The sequence below is a fragment of the Nocardia altamirensis NBRC 108246 genome, assembly GCF_001612685.1.
GTDB classification, from domain to species: domain Bacteria; phylum Actinomycetota; class Actinomycetes; order Mycobacteriales; family Mycobacteriaceae; genus Nocardia; species Nocardia altamirensis.
The window spans coordinates 1-26027 of the sequence record NZ_BDAY01000085.1; the positions used below are offsets into that span (position 1 = coordinate 1).

22 protein-coding genes and 2 pseudogenes are annotated in these 26027 nt (G+C 67.5%); 19 read left to right on the forward strand and 5 right to left on the reverse strand.

The window, feature by feature from the left end:
• Positions 1-1086: 1086 nt before the first annotated feature.
• Positions 1087-2142 (forward strand): annotated as a pseudogene (locus NA11_RS35045) (tetratricopeptide repeat protein); the annotation flags it as partial.
• 224 nt (positions 2143-2366) lie between these two features.
• On the opposite strand, the gene NA11_RS35050 reads toward NA11_RS35045, so the two are convergent.
• Both NA11_RS35050 and NA11_RS35055 read right to left on the reverse strand, forming a co-directional pair.
• The gene (locus tag NA11_RS35050) at positions 2367-2603 is read right to left on the reverse strand and encodes a hypothetical protein (RefSeq protein WP_069166370.1); all 237 of its coding nucleotides are present in this window, start codon (positions 2601-2603) and stop codon (positions 2367-2369) included.
• 115 nt (positions 2604-2718) lie between these two features.
• On the reverse strand, positions 2719-3618 hold the full coding sequence (locus tag NA11_RS35055; RefSeq protein WP_069166371.1) for an RpnC/YadD family protein: 900 nt from the start codon (positions 3616-3618) through the stop codon (positions 2719-2721).
• Positions 3619-3986: 368 nt separating this feature from the next.
• On the opposite strand from NA11_RS35055, the gene NA11_RS35060 reads away from it, so the two are divergent.
• Genes NA11_RS35060 through recN form a run of 5 tightly spaced genes read left to right on the forward strand, consistent with a single transcriptional unit; the run spans position 3987 to position 8812 of the window.
• Positions 3987-4877 (forward strand): HAD-IIA family hydrolase, encoded by an 891-nt coding sequence (locus NA11_RS35060; protein ID WP_069166388.1) that lies wholly within the window; start codon positions 3987-3989, stop codon positions 4875-4877.
• A gap of 13 nt (positions 4878-4890) precedes the next feature.
• Positions 4891-5205 carry a hypothetical protein gene (locus NA11_RS35065; RefSeq protein WP_369691180.1) on the forward strand — a complete coding sequence of 105 codons (315 nt, stop codon included), beginning with the start codon at positions 4891-4893 and terminating at the stop codon, positions 5203-5205.
• A gap of 1 nt (position 5206) precedes the next feature.
• A complete protein-coding gene (locus NA11_RS35070; RefSeq protein ID WP_069166373.1) occupies positions 5207-6028 on the forward strand; it encodes a TlyA family RNA methyltransferase in 822 nt (273 codons plus the stop codon).
• Positions 6025-7059: an NAD kinase gene (locus NA11_RS35075; protein WP_069166374.1), complete on the forward strand. Its 1035-nt coding sequence runs from the start codon at positions 6025-6027 to the stop codon at positions 7057-7059. Before NA11_RS35070 ends, NA11_RS35075 begins: the two co-directional genes overlap by 4 nt.
• Positions 7037-8812: a DNA repair protein RecN gene (gene recN, locus NA11_RS35080; RefSeq protein WP_069166375.1), complete on the forward strand. Its 1776-nt coding sequence runs from the start codon at positions 7037-7039 to the stop codon at positions 8810-8812. The genes NA11_RS35075 and recN overlap by 23 nt, the downstream gene beginning before the upstream one ends.
• A gap of 88 nt (positions 8813-8900) precedes the next feature.
• On the opposite strand, the gene NA11_RS35085 is transcribed toward recN, so the two are convergent.
• Positions 8901-9320 (reverse strand): SRPBCC family protein, encoded by a 420-nt coding sequence (locus NA11_RS35085; RefSeq protein ID WP_069166376.1) that lies wholly within the window; start codon positions 9318-9320, stop codon positions 8901-8903.
• Positions 9321-9438: 118 nt separating this feature from the next.
• Positions 9439-9840 (reverse strand): helix-turn-helix domain-containing protein, encoded by a 402-nt coding sequence (locus NA11_RS35090; RefSeq protein WP_069166377.1) that lies wholly within the window; start codon positions 9838-9840, stop codon positions 9439-9441.
• Between the two features lie 78 nt (positions 9841-9918).
• On the opposite strand from NA11_RS35090, the gene NA11_RS35095 reads away from it, so the two are divergent.
• The 4 genes from NA11_RS35095 (at position 9919) to NA11_RS35105 (ending at position 13554) form a co-directional block, all read left to right on the forward strand.
• Entirely contained in the window at positions 9919-11334 is a 1416-nt protein-coding gene (locus tag NA11_RS35095) for an amidase (protein WP_069166378.1), read from the forward strand.
• Positions 11335-11386: 52 nt separating this feature from the next.
• The gene (locus NA11_RS46190) at positions 11387-11692 is read left to right on the forward strand and encodes a hypothetical protein (protein ID WP_069166379.1); all 306 of its coding nucleotides are present in this window, start codon (positions 11387-11389) and stop codon (positions 11690-11692) included.
• Between the two features lie 345 nt (positions 11693-12037).
• On the forward strand, positions 12038-12175 hold the full coding sequence (locus NA11_RS45955; RefSeq protein WP_167837793.1) for a hypothetical protein: 138 nt from the start codon (positions 12038-12040) through the stop codon (positions 12173-12175).
• The gene (locus tag NA11_RS35105; RefSeq protein ID WP_245746416.1) at positions 12172-13554 is read left to right on the forward strand and encodes a DHA2 family efflux MFS transporter permease subunit; all 1383 of its coding nucleotides are present in this window, start codon (positions 12172-12174) and stop codon (positions 13552-13554) included. The genes NA11_RS45955 and NA11_RS35105 overlap by 4 nt, the downstream gene beginning before the upstream one ends.
• A 312-nt stretch (positions 13555-13866) precedes the next feature.
• Here NA11_RS35105 and NA11_RS46860 read toward each other — a convergent pair whose 3' ends face one another.
• On the reverse strand, positions 13867-14595 hold the full coding sequence (locus NA11_RS46860) for a M23 family metallopeptidase (protein ID WP_369691181.1): 729 nt from the start codon (positions 14593-14595) through the stop codon (positions 13867-13869).
• A 1307-nt stretch (positions 14596-15902) separates the two neighbouring features.
• On the opposite strand from NA11_RS46860, the gene steA reads away from it, so the two are divergent.
• From steA to NA11_RS35155, 9 genes and pseudogenes are all read left to right on the forward strand, one after another.
• Entirely contained in the window at positions 15903-17117 is a 1215-nt protein-coding gene (steA, locus tag NA11_RS35115) for a putative cytokinetic ring protein SteA (protein ID WP_069166381.1), read from the forward strand.
• Positions 17118-17130: 13 nt separating this feature from the next.
• Complete coding sequence (locus NA11_RS35120; RefSeq protein WP_069166382.1) at positions 17131-18075, forward strand: copper transporter; 945 nt, start codon at positions 17131-17133, stop codon at positions 18073-18075.
• A 77-nt stretch (positions 18076-18152) separates the two neighbouring features.
• Positions 18153-19874: a CTP synthase gene (gene pyrG, locus NA11_RS35125; RefSeq protein WP_069166383.1), complete on the forward strand. Its 1722-nt coding sequence runs from the start codon at positions 18153-18155 to the stop codon at positions 19872-19874.
• Positions 19875-19904: 30 nt separating this feature from the next.
• On the forward strand, positions 19905-20594 hold the full coding sequence (locus NA11_RS35130) for an NUDIX domain-containing protein (RefSeq protein ID WP_069166384.1): 690 nt from the start codon (positions 19905-19907) through the stop codon (positions 20592-20594).
• 6 nt (positions 20595-20600) lie between these two features.
• The gene (gene xerD / locus NA11_RS35135; RefSeq protein ID WP_245746417.1) at positions 20601-21560 is read left to right on the forward strand and encodes a site-specific tyrosine recombinase XerD; all 960 of its coding nucleotides are present in this window, start codon (positions 20601-20603) and stop codon (positions 21558-21560) included.
• 197 nt (positions 21561-21757) lie between these two features.
• A complete protein-coding gene (locus NA11_RS35140) occupies positions 21758-22222 on the forward strand; it encodes a cupin domain-containing protein (protein WP_069166385.1) in 465 nt (154 codons plus the stop codon).
• 224 nt (positions 22223-22446) lie between these two features.
• Positions 22447-23379: a ParA family protein gene (locus NA11_RS35145; protein ID WP_069166386.1), complete on the forward strand. Its 933-nt coding sequence runs from the start codon at positions 22447-22449 to the stop codon at positions 23377-23379.
• A gap of 941 nt (positions 23380-24320) precedes the next feature.
• Positions 24321-25304 (forward strand): segregation and condensation protein A, encoded by a 984-nt coding sequence (locus tag NA11_RS35150; RefSeq protein ID WP_084655321.1) that lies wholly within the window; start codon positions 24321-24323, stop codon positions 25302-25304.
• A pseudogene (locus NA11_RS35155) lies at positions 25301-26027 on the forward strand (hypothetical protein); the annotation flags it as partial. The gene NA11_RS35150 and the pseudogene NA11_RS35155, both read left to right, overlap by 4 nt.

Genomic DNA, 26027 nt, shown 5'->3' on the forward strand with positions numbered 1-26027 from the left:
TAGGGGACCCAGAATCTGGGTCCCCTATCGTCGTTTGAGGCACCTTGCCGTGCCCGGACGACGTCGCCGTGTCGGCCCCCACCACGACACGTGATTGAATTTGTGGGGCCCCCGACCACCTCTTGCGGACCTCAGAAAGGGATCACCGTGTCGGAACAGAACGACGACCGGAAGTCCTTCCGGCGCGGCGAGGGATCCGATCGCCCATCCCAGGGCAGCGGCGATCCCAAGGACCGCGCTGACGGCCCGCGCGGCGGCGGCTTCAAACGCGACTCCAGCCAGCGCAGTGGTGGTTTCAAGCGAAACAACGACTCCGACCGCAGCGGCTCCGGCCAGCGCGGAAGTTCCAGCGACCGTGGCGGATCCGATCGCCGCGGCGACTCCGGAAGCCGCGGTGGTTTCGGCCAACGGAACTCCGATGATCGCGGTGGATATCAGCGCCGCGAGGGTTCCGACCGTGGGAACGACTCGCGCGGCAGCGGTGGATACAACAATCGCGGAGACGCGGGTAGCCGCGGCGGCTTCAACCGCGGTGGCGACTCGAACGAGCGCGGCGGTTTCAACCGAAGCGGCGGTTCCAGCGACCGTAGCGGCTCGAACCGCAGCGGAGATTCCGATAGTCGCGGCGGCTTCAAGCGCAGCGGCGACTCGAGCCGCGGTGGTTTCAATCGCGACGGCGGCTCCGGCGAACGCGGCGGATACAACCGCGGCGGCGATTCGGCAGGCCGAGGCTCCGGCGAACGTGGTGGCTTCAATCGCTCCGGTGATTCCGACAGACGCGGCGGTTTCAACCGCAGTGGCGACACAGGCGGTCGTGGCGGCTCCGGCGAGCGCGGTGGTTTCAATCGTTCCGGTGATTCCGATAGTCGCGGTGGCTTCAACCGTAGTGGCGACACAGGCGGGCGCGGCGGTTTCAACCGCAGTGGTGATTCCGGCGGTCGTGGTGATTCCAACCAGCGTGGTGGGTCGAGCGATCGTGGCGGTTTCAATCGCGGCGGTGGGTCGAGTGATCGCGGTGGCTTCAACCGCAGTGGTTCCAGTGACCGTAGCGGTTCGAACCGCGGCGGAGATTCCGATAGCCGTGGTGGTTTCAATCGCGGTGGCTCCGGCGACCGTGGTGGTTTCAACCGCGGTGGCGATTCCAGCGATCGTGGTGGCTTCAATCGCGGTGGCGACTCTGGCGGACGCGGTGGCTCTGGTGATCGCGGTGGTTTCAACCGTGGCGGTGACTCAGGTAATCGCGGCGGCTTCAATCGCTCTGGTGATTCCGATGATCGCGGCGGCGCCAACCGCAGCGACTCGGGTGACCGTGGCTTCAAGCGTGGCGGAGATTCCGGCGGTCGTGGCGGATTCGATCGCCGTGACTCGCGTGGCGACGGACCGGATGATCGGCGTCGCGGTGCTGAAGGCGCGCGTGCCGGTGCTGGCGGCGATCGGTCGCAGGACCGACGCGCACCGCGCCCGGAAGAGCCGGACCTTCCCGATGACGTGCAGGCAGCGGACCTGGATCCCACGGTCCGCCGCGACCTGTTGAGCTTGGACAAGACCAACGCGGAGGCCGTGGCCCGGCACCTGGTGATGGCTGTGCGCCTCATCGACGACGATCCGCGCCTGGCTCTCGCCCATGCCCGCGCTGCCCGCCAACGCGCAGGCCGCATCGCTGTGGTCCGCGAAACCGCAGGCGTCACCGCCTATCACGCGGGCGAATGGGCCGAGGCTCTCTCCGAGCTGCGCACCGCCCGCCGCATGTCCGGCGGCTCCGGCCTGCTCGCTGTGATGGCCGACTGCGAACGCGGCCTCGGCCGCCCCGAACGCGCCATCGAACTCGGCCGCAGTGACGAGGCCCGCGCCCTCAGCGGCGACGAAGCCACCGAACTCCGCATCGTCGTCGCAGGCGCCCGCATGGATCTCGGCGAATACGACCAGGCCGTCGTCACTTTGCAAACCTCAGACCTGGACCCTGCCCGCACCGGCTCCGCCGCCGCCCGCCTCTTCTACGCCTACGCCGACGCCTTGGTAGCCGCAGGCCGCACCGACGAGGGCCTCACCTGGTTCCTCAACGCCGCCTCCGCCGACCTCGACGGCGAAACCGACGCCGAAGAACGCGCCGACGAACTAACCGGCGACAACCCCAACCCCTAACTCACAACCAGACCTGCCTTTAGCACTAGCCCTCTACCCCAGCCGCTGCTGGAGCAGAGGGCTAGTCTGCGTTTCGTCGCTATGAGCCCGACAGGAAGAACGCTGCGCCATGGCAGGGAGCCGACTCCGAACTCTCCTACCCGGATTACGTTCTACTGCAACACAATCCGGGCCGCGTGAACTGTGGAGCGCATCGCCTTGTGAGCTGGTGGACGGAGAAACGCTCAGGGCTGGTTGGTGAACAGTTCGTCGACGGTGGTGGCCGTGATCGCGCGATCGAACCAGTGGTCCAAGCGATCGCCGTCCCGGCAGGCCAGGATGCGTGCACGAACGGTGTCAGGCACGTTTACACCACGGCGGTCCAGAAGCCTCACGATGTTCTTCGAACGCGCTTCGAAAGCGCCCTCGGCACGCAAGGCATTGGACGTTTCGGAGCGGAAAAACGAGAGGTCAATGGTCACACGCTTCCTCCAGAGCGACTGTCGAGTTTCGTAGTTTCAGCGCCGTTCTGCCACAACCGAATCCGAGCAGCGCAAACAACAACGCGCTGCTCGGCGATCCGAAGGGCAGAAGCGATCAAGGCTGGTCTGCGAACAGTTCGTCGACGGTGTTGGCCGTGATCGCGCGATCGAACCAGTGGTCCAAGCGATCGTTGTCTTGGCAGGCAAGTATGCGTGCACGAGCCTGGTCTGGCACGTCGACTCCACGGCCATCGAGAAGCCTCACGATGTACTCTGCGCGGGTCTCGGCGCGCGCCTCATCACGCCCCTCGGCGCGCCCCTCGGCGCGGAGGGCCTGGGAGGTCTCGGAGCGGAAGAACGAGAGGTCCATGGTCATCAGTGTCCTCCAGTATTTGAGAGCTGGGCTATTGGCCAGGCCTTGTTCCGTGAGTTCGGCGAAGATGTCGTGGTCATCGGCGTCGCCGACGCTGCGGAGGGCGGCCGCCAGCGTCTTCAGTATCGCATTGACATCAGGGTCTTTGGCGTGGGTGATGGCGGAGAGGGTGGCCAACGGGATGTCAGATTTGGCCGTGTCGATGTCGGTTATCGACGGGACGTTGTGGGGGCCGAGGACCAACGGGCGCACAACGAGGCTTGGCCATTGCTCCATGCCGATGGTCAGGGGACCGGTCGCCCATTCAGCGGTTGTCTTGTCTTGGCAGACGACGAGCAAGACTGTCGGCAGCGTGTATTTCGCGTAGAGGTGGGACAGGTAGTAGGCCCAGGCTGGTGGCCTGGTTGCGTCTTCTTTGCTTTGTGCTTCGACGAGCAACAGGAATGGGCCGGTTGCGGTTTCGATGCGGAGGACGGTGTCGGCTCGGCGTTCGACGGGGGTGGGTTCGGTCAGGTCGGTCGATAGGAGGATCACCTCGGTCGGGTCGGGGAAGGGGAGGTGGAGGGCGCGGAATGCGCGGGCGAAGGTGCCCGGGTCGTGCTGGAAGAGGCGATGCATTGCCTCGTGTTGGGAGCTGACCATGGGCGCCACCGTACGCACGGAAATCGAAAATTCGTTCGAGGGTTGATGATTGATCTGGATTGTTCGGCGTGGCTTTGGACACGCCGTGGTTGGTGTCGCGCGAACCTCCGTGGAGCTGGACGTTGGTACAGGAAATTGCGAGAGGTGGTGACGTGAAGTGTTGTCCTGTAACGGATTACGAAATCCGATTTGGAACGTTCCTAACTGGAATGGTCCAGTTGATGCGGTAAGTCGGGAGCGGGTTGACGCCGTGCGATTCCTGTCGGTCCGCTGGCGTAGTGTTCGGATGTCCTGAGCCGACCGGTGCGATCCGGACGGCGGTGGACGGAAGGTTCGGCACGGTGCCGATCGGTGACACGGAGAGTGGTGTGAAGCGGCTACGAGATCGCTACGAAGCCTTGCTGCTTGATCTGGACGGCACCCTGTATCGCGGGCATGCGGTGATCGAGGGTGCGCCGGAGGCGTTGGCCGGGGTGGAGCAGCGGCTGATGTACGTCACGAACAATGCCAGCCGCAGTCCGGAGACGGTGGCCGCGCATCTGGTGGAGCTCGGCTTTCCCGCGACCGTCGATACGGTTGTCACCAGCGCGCAGGCGGCGGCTCGACTGCTGGCCGAGCGGCTGGAGACCGGCGCGACCGTTCTGGTGGTCGGCACCGACGACCTGGCCGCCGAGGTCACCGCGGTCGGCTTGCGTCCGGTGCGCCGCTTCGACGGCGATGTGCCTGCCGCTGTGGTGCAAGGACATTCGCCGCAGACCTGCTGGGCCGATCTCGCCGAGGCCGCCTACGCGCTGCGTGCGGACGCACTGTGGGTCGCGGCCAACACGGATAAGACGCTGCCGAACGAACGCGGCCTTGCGCCGGGTAACGGCTCGATGGTTGCGGCGTTGCGCACGGCGTCCGAGCGCGAACCGATCGTTGCGGGCAAGCCTTATGCACCGCTGCTCGAAGACGCACTCGTCCGCGCGGGCACCCGCAGCGCGCTGGTGGTCGGCGACCGGCTCGACACCGATATCGAGGGCGCGAACACCGTCGGCCTGGAATCGCTGCTGGTATTGACCGGCGTGAGCACCCTCGACGAGCTGAAAGGTGTGAGCGCCGAATCCATTCCGACCTACGTGGCCGACTCGCTGGACGCACTGAATCATCCGCCGGTGCCCGCCGAGCCCGGCAACGACGTCGCAGACCTGGCCGACCGGTTGCGACGCAACCAAGGCAGAGCCGTAAGGGTGCGGGCGTCCGCATCGGAAATCCGATAGCGTTGACGCCACGATGACTACTCCCATGCCCCGCCCAACCGGCCCCGGAATGCACCAGGCAGCCGCGAACGAGCCCCGCCACGGGGTTCCGCTGCCCGGCCAGCATCTGCCGGGCGCGCCAGGGCGTCCGGAGCCGGCCGACCCGGAGCGCATCCGCAGCGAGATCGACGGTCTGCTCAACGAACTCGCCACCCGCACCAACTGGCCGGGCGGCCCTGCGCACACCGGCGATGCCGAAGCAGGCGCCGACATCACCCGTCGGGCCCGCATCCTCGAGCAGGCCCACGACGTGCTCGTTCAGGCCTTGGCCACGGTGGACAAGATCTGAGGTGGCCAGACGCGCACGCGTGGACGCCGAACTGGTCCGCCGCGGACTGGCGAGATCGCGGGAACACGCGGTCGAGCTGATCGGCGCGGGTCGCGTCCTGATTGCTGGAACGGTCGCCGTGAAACCGGCGACCGCCGTCGAAGCGGGCACGCCGCTGCTGGTGCGCGAGCAGCCGGATGAGGTGTCGTGGGCTTCCCGCGGCGCGCACAAGCTGCTCGGCGCGCTGGCAGCGTTCGAACCGGCCGGGCTCTCCGTCGCGGGCAAACGCTGCCTCGACGCAGGCGCGTCGACCGGCGGCTTCACCGATGTGCTGTTGTCGCGTGGCGCCCGCGAGGTGGTCGCGGTGGATGTCGGCTACGGCCAACTGATTTGGCGGCTGCAGAACGACGACCGGGTCCAGGTGCTCGATCGCACCAATGTGCGTTCCGTCGACCTCGAGATGATCGGCGACCCCGTCGACCTGGTGGTCGGCGACCTGTCGTTCATCTCGCTCGGTTTGGTCTTGCCCGCGCTTGCCGCGTGCAGCGCACCGGGCGCAGACCTGCTGCCGATGGTGAAACCTCAGTTCGAGGTCGGTAAGGAGCGCGTCGGCACGGGTGGCGTTGTCCGCGATCCCGGACTCCGCGCCGAGACGGTCCGCGCTGTTGCCGCCGCGGCGGCCGATCTCGGACTGCACACGCAGGGCGTTGTGGCCAGCCCGCTGCCCGGTCCCTCCGGCAATGTCGAATACTTTTTGTGGCTGCGCAAGGACGGGCAGTCCGAATACGACGAAGAGCGGGTTACGGCTCTCGTCGAGCGTGCGGTTGAGGAGGGTCCACAGTGAACGCGCCGACCAGTTCTGAGGGCCGGGAGATTCTGCTGGTCTCGCATCCGGGCCGGGCCGAGATCATCGAGACCGCGCATCGGGTGGCGAAGATCTTCGCGGACGCGGGCATCTGCCTGCGTGTCCTGGCGGACGAGGCGGACAGCACCCGCTTCGAGGCCGAGCCGGGTGGTTATCCGGTGAATGTCGTCGAGCACGGCCCGGACGCGGCGGTCGGCTGCGAGATGGTGCTTGTCCTCGGCGGTGACGGCACTTTCCTGCGCGCTGCGGAACTGGCCCGCCCGGCCGGGGTGCCGGTGCTGGGAATCAACCTGGGCCGCATCGGTTTTCTGACCGAGGCCGAGGCCGAGCATCTGGATGACGCGTTGGCCCATGTGGTTCGGCGCGACTACAACATCGAACATCGGATGACCATCGACGTCTCCGTCCGGGTGGACGACGAGGTGGTGCAGACCGGCTGGGCATTGAACGAGGCCAGCATCGAAAACGCCTCGCGGATGGGCGTATTGGAGTTGGTGCTGGAGGTGGACGGGCGCCCGGTGTCGGCGTTCGGCTGCGACGGCATCCTGATCTCGACGCCCACCGGCTCGACCGCGTACGCGTTCTCCGCGGGCGGCCCGGTGGTGTGGCCGGAACTCGAAGCGCTGCTGGTGATTCCGAGCAACGCGCATGCCTTGTTCGCGCGGCCGCTGGTGACCAGCCCGGAATCGCGGATCGCCGTGGAGTCGGTGGCGACGGGTCATGATGCGATAGTTTTCCTGGATGGCAGGCGCACCCTCGAGCTGCCGCGTGGCGGCCGGTTGGAGGCGGTGCGTGGCGCCAAGCCGGTGCGGTGGGTGCGGTTGGATTCCGCGCCGTTCGCGGACCGGATGGTGCGCAAGTTCCAATTGCCCGTGACAGGCTGGCGTGGCCGCCCGTCTGTGCGATCAGGCGCGGAGGCGGCAGCGCGCGTAACCACGGAGCGCCCGAGCGCAGGCGAGATTGAATACCGCCGAACGGAGAGCACGCATGCTGACAGAGATCAGGATTGACGGCCTTGGCGTCATTTCCACGGCCACCGCGCAATTTCACGAAGGTCTCACCGTCCTCACCGGTGAGACCGGCGCGGGCAAGACCATGGTGGTCACCAGCCTGCACCTGCTGAGCGGTGCGCGCGCGGACGCGGGCCGGGTCCGGCTCGGCGCCGCACGCGCTGTCGTCGAGGGCCGGTTCACCGTCGACGACGTGAACGACGCGGCCCGGGCCGAAGTGACGCAGGTGCTGGAATCGGCTGCGGCCGAACAGGATGACGACGGCAGCATCATCGCGGTCCGCACGGTCGGCAGCGATGGCCGCTCGCGCGCGCATCTGGGCGGGCGCGGCGTACCCGCCTCGGTCCTCGCCGATTTCACCGCGCCGCTGCTGACGGTGCACGGCCAGAACGATCAGCTGCGGTTGCAACGCCCCGATCAACAGCTTTCCGCGCTGGACCAGTTCGCCGCCGACACGATCGCACCGCTGCTGCGCAAATACGGTGTGCAGCGGCGTTCCTGGCTGGATGCGCGTACCGAACTGCTCGAACGGACCGCGCGCAGCAGGGAATTGGCGCAGGAGGCGGATCGGCTGCAGCATTCGCTGTCCGAGATCGACGCCATCGCACCGGAACCCGGTGAGGATGTGCGCATCGTGGACGAGGTGCGCAGGCTCAGCGATCTCGATTCGCTGCGTGAGGCGGCGGCGACCGCGCACGACGCGCTCGCGGGTCCGGCCGATGCGCCCGAAGACGGTTCCGGCGCACTGGAATTGCTCGGCGTCGCCCGGTCTCGCATCGAGTCGGCCGATGATCCGGCGCTGATCGGCTTGGCGCCGCGGCTCGTCGAGGCCATCGAGGCGGTGGTGGATCTGACCACCGAGCTCAGCGGTTATCTGTCGGATCTGCCGTCGGATCCCGGCGCGCTCGATTCGCTGCTCACCAGGCAGGCCGAGTTGAAGTCGTTGACCCGCAAGTACGCACCCGATATCGACGGTGTCATCGCCTGGGCCGAGGAGGCGCGCACCCGGCTCGGTTCGCTCGATGTCTCGGAGGAAGCGTTGGCGGCCTTGGCCGCTGAGGTCGATATCGCGGCCGAGCGGGTCAGGGAGGCGGCGCGCAAGCTGAGCACCGCACGCACGAAGGCGGCGGGCAAGCTCGCCTCGGCGGTGAGCGCCGAGCTGGGCGGTTTGGCGATGGGGAAGGCCAAGCTCGAGGTCGAGGTGCGTCCGATGCCTGCGGGACCGCAGGATTCGGCGCCGCTCACCATCGACGGCAAAGACGTGCATGCCGGGTCGTCGGGCATCGACGAGGTGGAATTCCGGTTGTCCGCGCACTCGGGCGCGCAGTCACTTCCGTTGAGCAAGAGCGCGTCCGGCGGTGAGCTCTCCCGGGTGATGCTCGCGCTCGAGGTGGTGCTTGCCCGCTCCGATCACGGGGCGACCATGGTGTTCGACGAGGTCGACGCGGGTGTCGGCGGCCGGGCCGCGGTGGAGATCGGCCGCAGGCTGGCCCGGCTGGCGCGGACCCATCAGGTGATCGTGGTGACGCACTTGCCGCAGGTCGCGGCGTTCGCGGACACCCATCTGGTGGTCGACAAGTCCGACGACGGCAAGGGCACCGTCAACAGCGGGGTCCGTGCGCTGACCAAGGACGAACGAGTGAAGGAATTGGCCCGCATGCTGGCCGGTTTGGACGACACCGAAACCGGAAGGGCGCACGCCGAGGAACTCCTCGAAACCGCCCGCTCCGAAAAGACCGAAGCCACCGTCTAACTCGGCAAGCACCGGCCACGAGTGGCACATGGCTGCGGCAAAGTGCGAGTAGCACGCACGGTGGTGTGCCACTCGTCGGCGATCTCGGTTACTTGACGGCCTTCTGCGCGGCCTTGATGAACTGGGTGATCAGGTTCTTCAACCCGAACTCGAGCACCTTGGCAGGCACGGGCAGGCTCGGGTCGGATTCCATCGTGTAGGACACCAGCGTTCCGTTGTCCGCGTCGCTGAACGTGACGACGCCGACGTGCCGCTTCACCGGCGCACCCTTGACGATCTTGTATTCCATCCGCTCACCGGGCACCAGCTTGGTGATCTCCTCGGTGACGCCGACCGGTCCGACGCCGAGCAGATGCTGCGCGCCGACCCCTTCGCGCTCGGTCAGGCCCGGCTTGGTCAGCTTGACCTGGATCGGGAGGTAGGGGTTGATGCTCTCGCGGTCGGCGAAGAGCCGGTACACGACCTCACGCGGGGCGGCGATGACGGCGTCGACGGTTGTGCTGGCCATGGGGGTCTCCTCTTCGAGTTACCTGTGACCCGCAGCATATAGGTATCACCGGGGCCGCCCGTGCGGGTGTGTTATCGGCGTCACAGACAGTTCGATTGTCGCATCGCGGCGTCGCCCGTCAGCCTGCTTGCTTCGGCAGCGTGACGGTCGCGCGGTAGGCGGGGCAGTGTTCCAGTTCGCCGTCGCGTGGACAGGTGAGCAGGTAGTCCAAATAGGCTCGGGCGATGTCGAGTTCGGCCATCTTCCGGTCGATCGAGGCGAGGTGGTCGGTCACCGTGTCACGCCAGTCCGGGTCGGTGCCGCGCGCGGTGAGCAGGGATCCGATCTCGTCGAGGCTCATCAGGCCGGTGCTCTGCCACTGCTTGATCAGGGCGATCCGGTAGAGCTGGTCCTCGTCGTAGCAGCGACGACCGCCGCGGCGGTGCGGCGTGAGCAGGCCGCGGCGTTCCCAGTAGTGCAGCGTGGACAACGGGATGTCGAAGTGATCGACCACGGTGGAGATCTCGGTCAGCTCGGGCATATCACCAGTTGACCTCAACTCGGGTTGAACGGGCAAGGTAACCCTTACCTTATTCGATCAATCCCGGAGGAGTGGACGATGTATTCCATTGCCGACGCCGCTCGCGCACTGCGTGCGGGCGAGACGACGAGCGCGGCGCTGATCGAGTCCGCGATCGCGCTCGCCGACCGGCACGACGCCGACCTCGGCGTCTATCTGACCCGTTTCGACGAGACCGCGCGACGGCAGGCCAGGCAGGCCGACGACGAGCGAGCGCGCGGGCTCGATCGTGGGATCCTGCACGGTATTCCGATCGCCGTGAAGGACAACATCGCGGTGGCCGACGGGCCGACCACGGCGCAGAGCCTGGTGCACGACCGCGCCTGGGGCATGGGACTGGACGCACCGGTGGTCGCCAGGATGAAGGCGGCCGGTGCGATCATCACCGGCAAGACTACGACAATGGAATTCGGTTGTGGAGTACCGGATTCCGGCAAGCCGTTTCCGTTGCCGCGCAACCCGTGGGAGTTGACCAGGTGGGCAGGCGGTTCCAGCTCCGGTACGGCGAGCGGCATTGCCGCCGGGCTGTTTCCGGCGGGCCTCGGCTCCGATACGGCGGGCAGTATTCGGATGCCCGCCGCCTTCTGCGGCGTCACCGGTTTGCTACCGACCTTCGGCCGGGTGCCGAAATCCGGTTGTGTGCCACTGGGTTACAGCCTTGACCGCGTCGGTCCGCTGGCGCGCACCGCGGCCGACTGCGCCGCCGTGCTCGAGGTGATCGCGGGTGCGCACCCGAGCGACCCGGACAGCGTGGACGGCGTGGACGGCGTCTTCACCTCGGGTCCGCCGATGCTCGACCTGGCCGGATTGAGAGTCGGGCTGGCGCGACGGGAGGATCTCCCGCTGCCCGCTGATCCCGAGCTGTCGGGCGTATTCGACCGTGCGATAGGGGTACTCGTCGCCTGCGGCGCGGACGTCGACGAGATCGCGCTGCCGTACCGGCGCGAAACCACCACCGCGACATTCGTCACCGCCCTTGCCGAGGGGCTTGCTTATCACCGGAACGATCTGAGGCAACGCTGGGACGGCTACTTCGTTGCGGCACGCGGGCTGCTGGCCAAGGGGGCCCTGGTGTCCGGTGCGGATTATGTTCAGGCGCAACGTGTCCGTCGGGTCGCCCAGACGGCGATGAGCGAACTGTTCGACCGGATCGACGTGATCGTCTGTCCCACCGCCGCCATCACCGCGCCGCGTTTCGATCAATTGGTCGATGCGGCAGGCCATCAGGACGACGCCGGCGTATTCGGGATGCTCGACACCGCGTACTGGAACGCCCTCGGTACACCAGTCTTGGCGCTGCCCATGGGTTTCGGTGCCGACGGGTTACCGCTGTCGCTACAGATCGCCGGACCTGCCTTCGGTGAGGCGACGATCCTGCGCGTCGGGGAAGTATTTCAACAGCACACCGATTGGCACACTCAGGTGCCGCCCATCCGGACGGCGGTGGTGGCGTGATCAAGCGTCAGCGAGTGCGCGCGACGGAGCCGAGCTTCAGCGAGGTGCGGTCGTGAGTACCTCGAAGAAGCGCGGGACCGAACTGCCGGACATGGCAATGCACCAGGGTGCCGAGGACGCCGTCCGAATCATGCTCGGCGCCGCAGGCTTGCCGGCCGATGCTGCCGAGATATGTGGCCAGGCAGCCAAATACCGCGACTTTCGCGCGGCAATCGACGCGCTCTATGCGGTTCCCGCAGTGCGATACGCGGACCCGGCGCTGCGCTTCGACGCGCACCCCGGTCGTGAGCAATGGGGCGACTCGAGTGCGACGGCGGGTCTCGACGCGCGCCCGTGTGATGAGGAGCAGGGGCGATGAGTGCGGTGTGGGATTCGGATCGAGCGTTGGGTCTCGACGTGCGCCCAGATCGCGAGGGATGGGGCGACTGGAGTGCGATAGCGGGACTTGATGTGCGCCCAGGTTGCGAGGGATGGGGCGACTCGAGTGCGACGGTGGGTCTCGATGCGCGCCCGTGTGATGAGGAGCAGGGGCGATGAGTGCGGTGTGGGATTCGGATCGGGCGTTGGGCCTCGACGCGCGCCCAGGTCACGAGGGGTGGGGCGAGTCGAGTGCGATGGCGGGACTTGATGCGCGCTCAGGATGGGGCGACTCGAGTGCGACGGCGGGACTCGATGGGCGTCTGGGTGATGAGGAGCGGGACCGGTGAGTGTGTCGACGGCGGTGCGGGATTCGGATCTAGCGTTCGGCTTCGATGCGCGACGAGTGGGCCTGATGAGTGTGCTGGTGTGGGTCGCGGATTCTGCGTTGTTCCTCGGGGGGCATGAGGGGGCGGGCCGGTGAGCGCGTTGACGACGAGGCAGGCCGACAGACGACAGGGTAGTGCGCGGCAGTCGCAGCTGGTGCTTGCGCTGGCTTGCCTCGGATCGTTCTCCGTGATCATCGACGCCACCATTGTCTCGGTTACGCTGCCCGACCTGCGTGCCGATCTCGGCTTCACGCCTGCGACGCTGCCGTGGGCGGTCAACGCGTACACGTTGGCATTCGCCGGGGGTTTGTTGTTCGGCGGCCGGTGTGCGGATGTGTTCGGCCGCCGGCGAATTCTGTTGGCGGGGTTGGGGATATTCACCGTGGCGCGCGTCGCGGCGGGGTTCGCCGACTCGCCCGCGTTCCTGTTGAGCGCCCGCGCGGTGCAGGGGCTCGGGGGTGCGCTGCTGATGCCGGTGACGTTGTCGATGCTGACCGCCGCATTCGTCGAGCCTGCGGCTAGGGCCCGCGCGCTGGCCATCTGGAGTGCGGTGGGGGCGGCGGGCGCCGCGGCGGGGCCGGTGCTCGGTGGTTTGCTCACTCAGGTGGCGGGGTGGCGCTGGGTCTTCTTCGTCATCGCACCCTTGGGGGTGATCGGCATGATCGGCGCGATGGTGGTGCTGCCGCCTCGGGACACCGCAGTCGTGCGGCCGCGACTAGACATCCTCGGCGCGGTGCTGGTCACGGCGGGGATCACCGGCGTTGTTCTGGCGATCATGCGTTCGGCGGCAGCGGGTTTGGATGATCCCGCGGTCTACGTCGCCATGCTCGCAGGTGTTGCGCTGATCACGGTATTCGGTGTGCACCAGGCCTTCTGGTCGGTCGAGCCGTTGGTGCCGTTGAGCATCTTCCGCCTGCGTTCGGTGACAAGTGCCAACATCGTGATATTCCTTCTCGGCGTCGGCTTCCTCGGCAGTCCGGTCCTGCTTTCGCTGTATATGCAAGACGTGTACGGCTATTCGCCGCTGCTGGCCGGAGTGGGCTACCTGCCGTCCGGGGTGGCGATGATCTGCGGTTCCCGTTCAGCCGGATGGCTCACCGTTCGGTGGGGACCTCGCCGTGCCGCCATGCTGTGCTGCGTGATCGGCGGCATCGGATTCGCGGGCACCGCAGCCGGAATCGCGCTCGACGCACCGTACTTCAGGTCGGTCCTGGTGGCGGGCATGATCTTCGGTTTCGGCACCGCTGCCGCATTCACCCCGCTCACCGTCGCCGCCACCGACGGCGTACCGCCCGAACGTAACGGCCTGGCCGCAGGTGTCCTCAACACGGTCCGTCAGACCAGCGGCGCGGTCGGCCTCGCCGCACTCAGCGCGGTCGCGTTGAACGCCGGGTACGCAACCGCTTTCGCCGTCTGCGCCGCCTGCCTCGTCGCCGCCGGTGTGGTTGCCAGGATTCTCATGCCGCGCAAGTGAATGTGCCGCAGCGGGTACAGATTCCAGGAAGGAGGAACAGCTGCGCGGTGCTCTTCGCGCCGTGCAGGGCTGGTCGAGGGACGCGGTAGCGCGGTGCTGCCTGACCTACATGGGTAGTCGAGACGCAAGTTGCGCAGCGCGACCTGATTTGGTGAGCCAAGGCAGTCTGCAACAACTGTTGCAGCGACTCGCTTGCAGGCACCGAGTGCGAGAGCGCAGCCAAAGTCCGCACCTCTTCTGTGGATCCGCACCCGCTACGGGCGCCCAGAGGGGGTGCGGACGCACGGAAAGGGTGCGGATTGGCGATGCGGGTCAGTCGTGTTCGGCGCCGAGGCTGATGCCGCGGGTGGCCAGCCAGGGGAGGGGGTCGACGCGGTCGGTGCCGTTCAGCCAGACCTCGAAATGGCAGTGCGGGCCGGTGGTTTCGCCGCGGTTGCCGACGGTGGCGATCTGGTCGCCCGCCATGACGTGCTGGCCGATCGACACCAGCGCGGTGTTGATGTGGCCGTAGACGGTGATGGTGCCGTCGTCGCCGAGCAGGCGCACCCACATGCCGAACCCGCTGGCCGGGCCCGCGCTGATGACGGTGCCGTCCTCGACGGCGACGATCGGGGTGCCGATCGGTGCGGCCACGTCGACGCCGGCATGTAGTGCGCCCCAGCGCATTCCGTAACCCGAGGTGAAGACGCCGGTGGTGAACTTGGTGAAAAGCGGGCGCAGCTTCGCGTCGGCCGCCGCGGAGATGTCCTCGGCGACCTTGTCGCCGTTGTGCAGCATGTCGGCGAATTGTCCGAGGCCGGCCGGACCTTCGTCGAGCAATCCGGGTTCGACGCCGTTCGGTGCCGGGTCGGCGACTTGCCGTTGCCCCATCGCCATCGGTTCGACGCTCTGCGCCGGTGGTTGGTGGTCCGTGCTGGCCGCTGCGGTTTGGATCGCGGCGACGAAGGCGCCTGCGGCCACCGCGACGACGGCGGCCCGACCTTTCAGCGCGGACGGCGGTGGCGGCATCCGATGCCTGCCGCCGCGGCGTGTGCGCTGCACCGGCCGGTCCGTATTCGACCAGGGCGCTGGATCATTCGACCCATGCTCCGCGTCATTCGGCGACGGCCACGGATCATTCGAGGACAGCCACTGATCATCCGCCGACGGCCACTCGTCATCGAACGACGCCCACCGGTCGTCACCCGCTGCCCAGTGATCGTCCACCGACGGCTGGTTGGCATTCGACAACGCCTGCTTGTCGTCATCTCGCGATGGACGCGGGTTGTCGGACAACGGCCACTGGTCACTTCGTGACGGCGACAGGTTGTCCGACAGCGGCCACCGATCATCCGGCGCTGGTCGCGCGTCACCCGAACGCGGGCGCGGATTGTTGGTCGATGGTCGTGGGTCACTGGACAACGGCCACAGATCATCTGGCGACGGCCGTGGGTTGTTGGAGGACGGCCGCCGATCACTGGACGATGCCCGTGGGTAGTCGGACGTTGGCCATCGCCGATCCGACGAAGCCCGGTCGGCGGATGGCTTGCGATTGTTCGATGACGACCGCTGGTGGTCGGCGGATGGCCGCTGATCGTCGGACGAGGCCCGCCGAGCAGCCGACTGCGGCCAGCGATCACTCGACGAGGTCCGTTGATTGTCCGTCGAACGGCGAGCGCCGGACGCCCGCTGATCGTCCTTCGACCGCCGAGCATCCGATGTCCGCTGGTCGTCTGCCGACGGGCGATGGTTCGCAGATGTCCGCTGGTCGTCTGCCGCCCGATTTCCTTCCGGCAGGCCCCATTGATCCCTCGCTGCCCACTGATCATCGGCAAATCCCCACCGATCGTCCGCCGCAGGCAACTGACCTTCGGCCGCCAGCGAATCGGCCCGTCGCGCATGATAGCCATAACTTTGCTGAGCGTCGCCGGAAGTGCGCCGCTCGAACGCGAGTTGCTGATCGAACTTCAGCTGCTCGTATCGACTCATCGAGCCAACCGCGTTTGTCGGGAATGTCCAGAACCCGCCCATATGGGGTAAACGTCTGGTCTTTGACGCAACCGTCCGATATGTGTGGTTGTTCCGGGGAGCATCACGCAGTCGTCCTTTACGGCGTCACATCGAGGGGTTTGTGGATATCGGTCGACGGTAACGAAACGGTAGCGGTCTCGCTCGTTAGGCACGCGAAATAGGCATCGAACTGTGATGGTCGCCATAGTTTGGCGCCGGAAACGACGCGCGCGCCGCTCTGTCGGCGGAGTTTCCCCAGCGTGTCATGCGTCGTGTCGTTGTGGTCACAGTGACGAATGTGGTAGGCGGTACGGCGCGCCTCCACCAACGGTTGAGGGTTTGCGTGCAGCATCGGGGCCATGAAGATGCTGGCGCTGTTGTCGCGGAACACCGAAACGCTGCCCGGCCTCACCGGGATCGCCCGGGTGGATCGCAATACCCGGCGCCTGCTGAAGCGCGTCGGACCGGGGGACGTCGTCATTCTCGACGAGATGGACCTTGATCGGCTCACCGCCGATCGCCTGGTCGAGGCGGGGGTGGTCGCGGTGATCAACACCTCGCCGTCGATTTCCGGCCGCTATCCCAACCTGGGCCCGGAAGTGCTGGTGGCCAACGGGATTCTGCTGCTGGACACGGTCAGCTCGGATGCGTTCAGCCGGATCAAGGACGGCGTCAAGGTCCGCATCGACGAGGGCGTCGTTTACGCGGACAAGGTGACGAAAAAGGAGCCGGAGGCCCTGGTCAAGGGCATCGAGCTCACTGCATCCGATATCGCGGAGCGGATGATCGAGGCGCGCAACGGGCTGGCTGATCATCTGGAGGCGTTCGCGGGCAACACCATCGAGTTCATCCGCACCGAGAGCGCGCTGCTCATCGACGGCATCGGCGTGCCGGAGCTGCAACTGACGATGAAGCACCGGCACGTGGTGGTGGTGGCCGACGGCCCCGATCACGTCGACGATTTGAAGAAGCTCAAGCCGTTCATCAAGGAGTACGTGCCGATCATGATCGGCGTCGGCCGCGGCGCGGACACCCTGATGAAGCACAGCTACCGTCCCGACCTGGTGGTCGGCGACCCGGACGAGATCAGCACCGCCACGCTGAAATGCGGCGCCGAGGTGATCCTGCCCGCCGACACCGACGGCCACGCCAAGGGCCTGGAACGCATCCAGGACCTCGGTATCGGCGCGACCACCTTCCCGTCTTCCGGCTCGCCCGCCGACCTGGCGTTGCTGCTCGCGCACCATCACGGCGCCTCGCTGATCGTCACCGCGGGCGCGGCCGCCACCCTCGACGACTTCTTCGACCGGAGCCGCCGCGAGAGCAACCCGGCCACCTTCCTGACCAGGCTCAAGCTCGGCACCAAGTTGATGGACGCCAAGGCCGTCGCCACGCTGTATCGGAATCGGGTGTCCGGCATCGGCGTCGCGCTGGTGGTGCTCGCCGCCCTGGTCGCGGTGATCGTCGTGCTGCTCGCCTCGAATACCGGCACCGATGCCATCGGCTGGGCTGCCGACACCTGGAATCGTTTTGCACTGTGGGCGCAGGGCTTAGTCGGCGCCGGCACTCAATGACCAAGGGAGAACGATGATTTCGTTACGCCAGCACGCCGTTTCGATCGTGGCGATCTTCCTGGCGCTCGCCATCGGCGTTGTGCTCGGCTCGCAGACGCTGGCCGCGGATCTGCTGTCCGGCTTGCGCGCGGACAAGTCGGACCTGCGCCATCAGGTCGACACGGTGTCCGAGCAGAACCGGCGCCTCACCGACGAGTTGAACGCGGCCGACCGCTTCATCGCAGGCTCGGCGGGCCGCATCCTCGGCGGGACCCTCGCCGACCGCACCGTCGTCGTGTTCACCACCCCTGACGCCGATCCGGCCGACATCGATGGCGTGACGAAGTCGCTGGAGACCTCGGGCGCGGCGATCACCGGCCGCATCGCGCTCACCGATGCCTTCACCGACGCCACCGAAGGCGACCGGATGCGAACCACGGTCACCAACGTGATCCCCGCTGGCGCCCAATTGCGCACCGGCGCAGTCGATCAGGGCAGCATGGCAGGCGACCTCCTCGGCCTGGTGCTGCTGCTCGATCCGGCCAACGGGCAAACCCGCGGCACCCCACAGGAATTGGGCCTCGTCCTGGAGACCTTGCGCGGCGGCGGCTTCCTCGCCTACGGCGACACCCCCGTGCGCCCGGCCCAGCTCGCGGTGGTGATCACCGGCAACGGCGCCAAGTCCGCCGAGAACAGCCAAGGCGCCAACCTCGCGCGCTTCGCAGGCGCCCTCCGCGGCCGCGGCGCAGGCGTCGTCCTCGCCGGCCGTTCCGGCGCCGCCGAAACCCCGGGCCCCCTCGCCGTCGTCCGCTCCGACGGCGCACTCGCCACCACGGTCAGCACCGTCGACAACCTCGACCGGGAAATCGGCCGGGTCACCACCGTCCTCGCCCTGACCGAACAGCTGAACGGCGGCACCGGCCGATACGGAACCGGCAACAAGGCGACCTCCCTCACCCTCGCCTCGGCCCCGCGTTAGGCGGAGCCGCGGCCAACTAACAGCAAACGAGCGTGGCGTTCGATCTGGACGGCTGATCCGTGTTACCGTGAAGACCCGTGGGTCATACACGGAATCAGGCGCGAACGGCCACGAAGCACATCTTCGTCAGCGGTGGAGTCGCCTCCTCATTGGGTAAAGGTCTTACCGCCTCCAGCCTCGGTCAGCTGTTGACGGCGCGTGGACTGCGCGTCACGATGCAGAAACTCGACCCTTACTTGAACGTCGATCCCGGCACCATGAATCCCTTCCAGCATGGTGAGGTCTTCGTGACGGAAGACGGGGCCGAGACCGATCTGGATGTCGGTCACTACGAGCGGTTCCTCGACAGGGACCTGACCCGGGACGCGAATGTGACTACCGGGCAAATCTATTCGACCGTGATCGCCAAGGAGCGCCGCGGCGAATATCTCGGCGACACGGTGCAGGTGATCCCGCACATCACCGACGAGATCAAGAGCAGGGTGCTCGCCATGAGCGCTCCTGACCCGCAGGGTCAGACTCCTGACGTGGTGATCACCGAGATCGGTGGCACCGTCGGCGACATCGAGTCGCAGCCGTTTCTCGAGGCGGCTCGCCAGATCCGCCACGACGTCGGCAGGGACAATGTCTTCTTCCTGCATGTGTCGCTGGTGCCGTATCTGGCGCCGTCCGGCGAGCTCAAGACGAAGCCGACGCAGCATTCGGTGGCGGCGTTGCGCAATATCGGCATCCAGCCCGATGCGCTGATCTTGCGCTGCGACCGTGAGGTGCCGCAGGCGTTGAAGAGCAAGATCGCGCTCATGTGTGACGTCGATGTCGACGCCTGCATTTCCACGCCGGACGCGCCGTCGATCTACGACATTCCGCGCGTGCTGCACCGGGAGGGCCTCGACGCCTACGTGGTGCGCAAGCTCGGTCTGCCGTTCCGCGATGTGGACTGGACCGTGTGGGGCGATCTGCTCGATCGGGTGCATTCGCCGCGCGAGACGGTCGAGGTCGCGCTGGTCGGCAAGTATGTCGATCTGCCTGACGCCTACCTGTCGGTCACCGAGGCGCTGCGCGCGGGCGGGTTCGCCTCGCGGGCCAAGGTCCAGATTCGCTGGGTGCCTTCGGATGAATGTGAGACTCCGGCGGGCGCGCAGGCCGCGTTGCGTGACGTGGACGCGGTGCTGATCCCCGGCGGCTTCGGCATTCGCGGCATCGAGGGCAAGGTCGGCGCCATCCGCTACGCCCGCGCCCGCGGGATTCCGCTGCTCGGCCTGTGCCTCGGCTTACAGTGCGTGGTCATCGAGGCGGCGCGGTCGGTCGGTCTGGTCGAGGCCAACTCGGCCGAATTCGAGCCGGACACCCCGCATCCCGTCATTTCCACCATGGCCGATCAGGAGCAGGCCGTCGCGGGCGAGGCGGATCTGGGCGGCACCATGCGGCTCGGCGCCTACCCGGCCACCTTGGCGAAGGGTTCGGTGGTGGCGCGGGCGTACGGCAGCGAGCAGGTGTCCGAGCGGCACCGGCATCGCTACGAGGTGAACAACTCCTACCGCGACAAGATCGCCGAGAGCGGTCTGCGGTTCAGCGGCACCTCGCCGGACGGGCACCTGGTGGAGTTCGTCGAGCTGCCCGCCGACGTGCACCCGTTCTTCGTTGCCACCCAGGCGCATCCCGAATTGAAGAGCAGGCCGACCCGTCCACATCCGCTGTTCGCGGCGTTGGTGGCAGCGGCGTTGACATACAAGCTGGCCGAACGCCTTCCGGTCGACATTCCGGATGAGGAATTCGCGGGCGCGACCGAGCAGGCGTAGGACGATGACACAGCATTGCGGAGCGATTCGATGAGCGGCGGCGATCGGGTGACCGGTGGGCCCGAGGACGGGGGAGCCGCTCAACCGGGCGGCCACGCTTTCGAGACGGTCTCCAGCGAGACCGTCTACAGCGGTGCGATTCTCGCGCTGCGGCTCGATCAGGTCCGGATGCCCGGCGGCAAGATCGCCGAGCGCGAGGTGATCGAGCACCACGGCGCCGTCGCTGTCGCCGCCATCGATGACGACGACAACGTGGTGCTGATCAACCAGTACCGCCATCCGATCGGCAGGCGCCTGCTCGAGTTGCCTGCGGGCCTGCTCGATCTGCCCGGCGAGGATCCGCTCGTCGCCGCGCAGCGTGAGCTGGCCGAGGAGACCGGGCTGGCCGCCAGGGAATGGGCGGTGCTGGTGGATGTGGCGTTGTCGCCTGGCTTCACCGACGAGGCGCTGCGGGTGTATGCCGCGCGTGGGCTGTACGAAACCGACCAGCCGGAGCCGGAATTCGAGGAAGCCGACCTGCAGATCGTGCGGATGCCGGTCGCCGAGGCGGTGCGTGCCGCGTTGGCGGGGGAGATCGTCAATGCGACCGCCGTGGCCGGGGTGCTTGCGCTCGCCGCGGCGCGTGCGAGTGGACTCGAGCTGCGGGCGGCCGACGCGCCGTGGCCGGGGCAGCCCACCGCCTTCCTGCGCCGCAAGGCGGCTCAGCGGTCTGCGGACTGACGCCGGATGCCGGTGCTCCCGCGGGAGTTGGACGCCTATCTCGACCATTTGACGGTCGAGCGTGGTGTCGCGCGCAACACCCTCGGTGCGTACCGGCGTGACCTCGGACGGTATCTCGACTTCCTGACCGGGCGCGGCATCACCGCGCTCGATCAGGTCGCCGAGGGTGATGTCGCCGAGTTCACCATGGCGTTGCGGGCTGGTGACGCCGAGCATCCGCCGTTGGCCGCGAGTTCTGTTGCCCGCGCGTTGATCGCGGTGCGTGGGTGGCATCGTTTCGCCGCGGCCGAAGGCATGACCGTTACCGATGTCGCGCATGCGGTGAAGCCGCCCGCCCCGGGACGCAGGCTGCCCAAGGCCTTGCCGTACGCCGAGGTGCTGAAGTTGCTGGAGGCGGCGGGCGGTGCCGCGGTGGCGGATTCGGCCGCCGCACAGGGCAACGACGGTGGGCCGCGCGGCTTGCGCGATCGCGCGCTGCTGGAACTGCTCTACTCCACCGGTGCTCGCATTTCGGAGATGATCGGTCTCGATGTCGACGACATCGATGTCGAGGACCGGGCGGTCGTGCTCCGCGGCAAGGGCGGGAAGCAGCGCATGGTGCCGATCGGCAGGCCCGCGCTCGCCGCGGTCGACGCCTATCTGGTGCGTGGCAGGCCGGTGCTTGCCGCGAGCGGAAAAGGCAACGCAGGCGCACTGTTTCTCAATGCGCGCGGCGGGCGGCTGTCTCGGCAGAGCGCATGGCAGGTGTTGCAGACCGCGGCCGACCGCGCAGGCATCGGCGCCGCCGTCTCACCGCACACCCTGCGGCACTCCTTCGCCACCCACCTCCTCGAGGGCGGCGCGGATGTCCGTGTCGTCCAGGAACTCCTCGGCCACGCCTCGGTGACAACCACCCAGATCTACACCCTGGTCACCGTCAACACCCTCCGCGAAGTCTGGGCCACCGCCCACCCCCGCGCCCGCTAGCCCCGCTGCGGGCCAACGAGTCTCACAGGCCTTGCGTACGGTTCACAGGGCGTACAGCCTCTGTGAAAGGTACGGACGGTCTGTGGTCTGCGCCCTATCTGTCGCTTGTTCAGGCGCGGAAGAAATCGGACTGAGGTCCGGTTGAATTGCTGTGCTGAGGGCTGCGCTGTGCGGCCGGCACGAGTGAGGTGAGTTGAATGGCAAAGTCTTTCATCGTTCAGGCGGCCGATGTCGAAGCGGTGCGGTTGCCCGGCGGCGGGTCGTTCCAGCTGCTGGAGGACAGCGAGAAGTCCGAGGGGCTGTTCGGGGCCAACCGTCTCGTGCTCGCCGCGGGCGCGAATGGCACACGGCCGCACCACCACACGCAGTCGACCGAAATCTTCTACATCCTCGACGGCACCATGGAGTTTCTCGTCGACGGCGAACTGAGCTCGGTGCACAAAGGCGGACTGGTCGTCGTGCCGCCGGGCGTCGTGCACGCCTTCGGCGCGTCGGCGGACGGACCCGCCGAGTTTTTGGCAGTGCTGACACCGGGTATCGTCCGTTTCGAGTACTTCCGGCAGCTGGGTCGGATTGCCCGCGGGGAGGCGGAATGGGACAGCATGGACGACTTGCACGACCGCTTCGACGTGCACTTCGACGGTGACGCGGAGTGGCGCTGACCGAAACGCGGTAGCGTTCTGCTGTTCGCGGCCCGGCGTGGTGCCGCGAACACGCCGCGCGCGTCGCGGCACTTGCGCGCTCGTAAGCGGTAGCGTCTATCGAGAGCTGGACCGTACGAAAGCGAGGTCGGGCCTGATCGGCCCCGCTACGCTCGGCGAGGCAACGGGCAGGAACGTATAAGGAGCAGCGGATCGTGACATCAGCCGGAGCGGCAGAGCCGCCGATGGGTGCTGGGGCGGAGCCGCATCCGGGTCCGAAATCGGTACCGGCGGCCGAAACCCTATGGGGCTTAGGCGCCGATCTCCCCACCGAGGATGCGGCGCTCGGCCCGACCGGGCGCCCGCTGCGCCTGGTACCGGACCCGACACCGGTCGAGCGGCACGGCGATGCCCTCATCGTCGCCATGTGCAATCAGAAGGGTGGCGTCGGCAAGACGACCTCCACCATCAATCTCGGTGCCGCGCTGGCCGAATACGGGCGCAAGGTGCTGCTCGTCGACCTCGACCCGCAGGGTGCACTGTCGGCGGGATTGGGTGTTGCGCACCATGATCTGGACCTGACCGTGCACAACCTGCTGGTCGGCTCCAAGGGATCGATCGACGATGTGCTGATGCCGACCCGGGTCGAGAACCTGGACCTGCTGCCGAGCAACATCGACCTGTCGGCCGCGGAAATCCAGCTGGTCAACGAGGTCGGCAGGGAGCAGTCCCTCGGCAGGGCACTGGAACCCGTGCGCGACCAGTACGACTACATCATCATCGACTGTCAGCCGTCGCTCGGATTGCTGACCGTCAACGCGCTGGCCTGCTCCGACGGTGTGATCATTCCGATGGAATGCGAGTACTTCTCGCTGCGTGGGCTCGCGCTGCTCAACGACACCGTGGAGAAGGTGCGTGACCGGCTCAACCCGCGGCTGAGCCTGTACGGGATAGTGGTCACCATGTTCGATGCCCGACTACTCCACTCGCGCCAAGTGATGGCGCGCGTCGTCGAGGTGTTCGGCGACCTGGTCTACGACGCGGCGATCTCGCGGACCGTCCGATTCCCCGATGCCAGCGTCGCAGGCGAACCGATCACCACCTGGGCACCGAAATCCGGTGGGGCCGAAGCATATCGGGCGATGGCGCGGGAAGTCATCCACCGGTCCGGCCGGTGATCGGCAGCAACGAACCCGCGCCATCCTCCACCACCCATACGCCCGGCTCGGGGTTCGCCATCGGCGACGATCTCGCACCGGGCGACCTGCTCGAGCGGGCCGCCGCCCGCCCCGACGATTCGGACGAGGCCGATGCGGTGACTTCGAGCGAAGGTGAATCGGCTGCCGCGGCAACCCCCACCGACCCCGACGTGCCCGACCCGGCCGTCGCGAACCGCGCCGTCCCCGTCGGGTTCGACGCCGCAGGTGTGGCAGCCGATGCCGAGGATGATGTCGCGTCCGCCTCGGACGAGGCTGCTGTGTCCGAGGATTCGGCCGCTGTGGGCGTTGCGCCCGCCAGCTCGTACGATGCCGCTGGCCTGGTAGACGAGGGTTCTGTCGCGGGCCGTGCCGCTGACGTTGCAGGTGATGGCACTGCTGCGATCGCGGGCGATGTTGGTGTGTACGGCGATTCGGCTGCCGCGCGCGAGGCAGCACCGGTAGGGCATGAGACGGCTGGTGCGGCCGACGCCGCCGCTGTGGTCGGTGCCGCGATCGCGCCGGACGAGCTTGCTACGTTCGAGGATATGGCTGCCGCGAACCGTGCGGACTCCGACGGGCATGACACCGCCGGTGTCGCCGGCGATGCTGATGATGCCGTGCGTGGGCTGGACGATGCGGCTGCGATGGGCGAAGTGGCCGCCGCAGGGCATGAGGTTGCTGACGTCGCAGGTGATGCTGTTGTCGCCGCGGGTGATGGCGCCGCGATCGTGGCGGCCGACGCCGCCGATGCCGAGCGTGATGTCGCGATCGCGGGCGATGTTGCTGTGAGCGGCGATTCGACTGCCGCGGGCGGGATGGTCCCCGTGGGGGGCGAGGCCGGTGGTGCGGCAGGTGATGGCGTCGACGATGGTTCTGTCGTGGGCGAATCGGCTGGCGCCGCGGGTGATGGCGCCGCCGCGATGGTGGCGGGCGATGCCGCTGAGAAGACTTCTGTCGTAGGCGATGGCGCCAACGCAGCTGGTGATGGTGCCGCCGCGAGCGCGGGCGATGGTGCCGCGTCCGGGGATTCGGGGGGCGCTGGTGATGGGGCGGGGGATGGGGCCAAGGAGAAGTCTGGGTTTCATCTGCGGCTGAGTAACTTTCAGGGGCCGTTCGATCTGTTGTTGACGTTGATCAGCTCGCGGAAGCTGGACGTCACCGAGGTGGCGTTGCATCAGGTCACCGACGAGTTCATTGCTTATACGAAGGCGCTGACTGCGGCGTTGTCCGACAATGCGGCGACGCAGGCGTTGCGGGCGGACAAGATTCTGGACCAGACGACCGAATTCCTGGTGGTCGCAGCGACGTTGCTCGATTTGAAGGCCGCACGGTTGCTGCCGTCGGGCGAGGTGACCGACGCCGACGATCTCGAACTGCTCGAGGCGCGCGACCTGCTGTTCGCACGGCTGCTGCAGTATCGGGCGTTCAAGCAGGTTGCCGAATTGCTCGGCGAACTGGAGGCCGTTGCGCTGCGGCGATACCCGCGCGCGGTCGGCCTGGAGGAGCGCTTCGCCGACCTGCTGCCCGAGGTTACGCTGGGAGTTGACGCGCATGAGTTGGCCGCGATCGCCGCGGCGGCCTTCCGGCCTCGCCCGGTGCCCAAGGTCGGCCTCGACCATCTGCACGCGCACGCCATCTCGGTCGCCGACCAGGCCGCGCTCGTGCTCGAACGGCTGAAACTGCGCGGCAGAGGCGGCTGGACGACCTTCAGCGAACTGGTCGACGATTGCGATGTGCCGATCGAGATCGTCGCCCGCTTCCTGGCACTGCTCGAGCTGTACCGAGGCAAGACGATCGAGTTCGACCAGCCCGACCCGCTCGGCCAGCTGTCGATCAGCTGGATCGGCGAGGAAGCCCAGGGCGAACCCACCGAAGTCGTGACAATCGAGGAGGACTACGGGTGACCGAGCGCAGCGAAGGTGCGGTCGTCAACGACGAGACCGTCGACGCCGCACTCGCCGAACCACGCGAGTCCGCCACCACCGAGTCGGCCGACGCCGAGTCCGACACCACCGAGCGCGCCGCGTCTTCGGGAACGGCCACGTCGGGCGGCACCGCCGCGAGCGGCCGAGTGGCGACCGCGGCGAGCGGCAAGCTGCGCTCGACGCCGAGCACCGATCGGACACGGGCCGCCGAGCGATCGGCGGCCGCCGCCTCGCCAACGCAGCTCAGCGATACGAGGGTTCGCGGTGAAGCAGCCGAACCTGGCGACACCGAGCACGAAGCCGACGGTTCTGTCGACGCGGCAGCGGCTTCCGACGCCGACACCGAATTGTCGGCCGCACCGAACGACACCAGCAGCACCTCCGCGCGCGAGGCAGCGAAGTCGGATGACGCCGCGGGAACGGCTGCCGATTTCGGTGACGCGGCCGACGACGTGGCGGCGAGCCGCGGCCAGGCTGCCGCTGGCGAACAGTCCGAGGATGCCCCGTTGTCCGTGAACCGAACTGACGACGACTCGACGCAACGCAACGCAGCTGACTCGACCGATGCCCGCTCGGCGTCCGAAGATTTCGACGCTGCGGACACTTCCGATCGTCCTACGGATAGCGCCGAGCGCACCGCCGCTACCGATGACTCAGCCGGCGAAGCGGACTCGGCCGACACAGCCGACGCCCCGTCTGCCG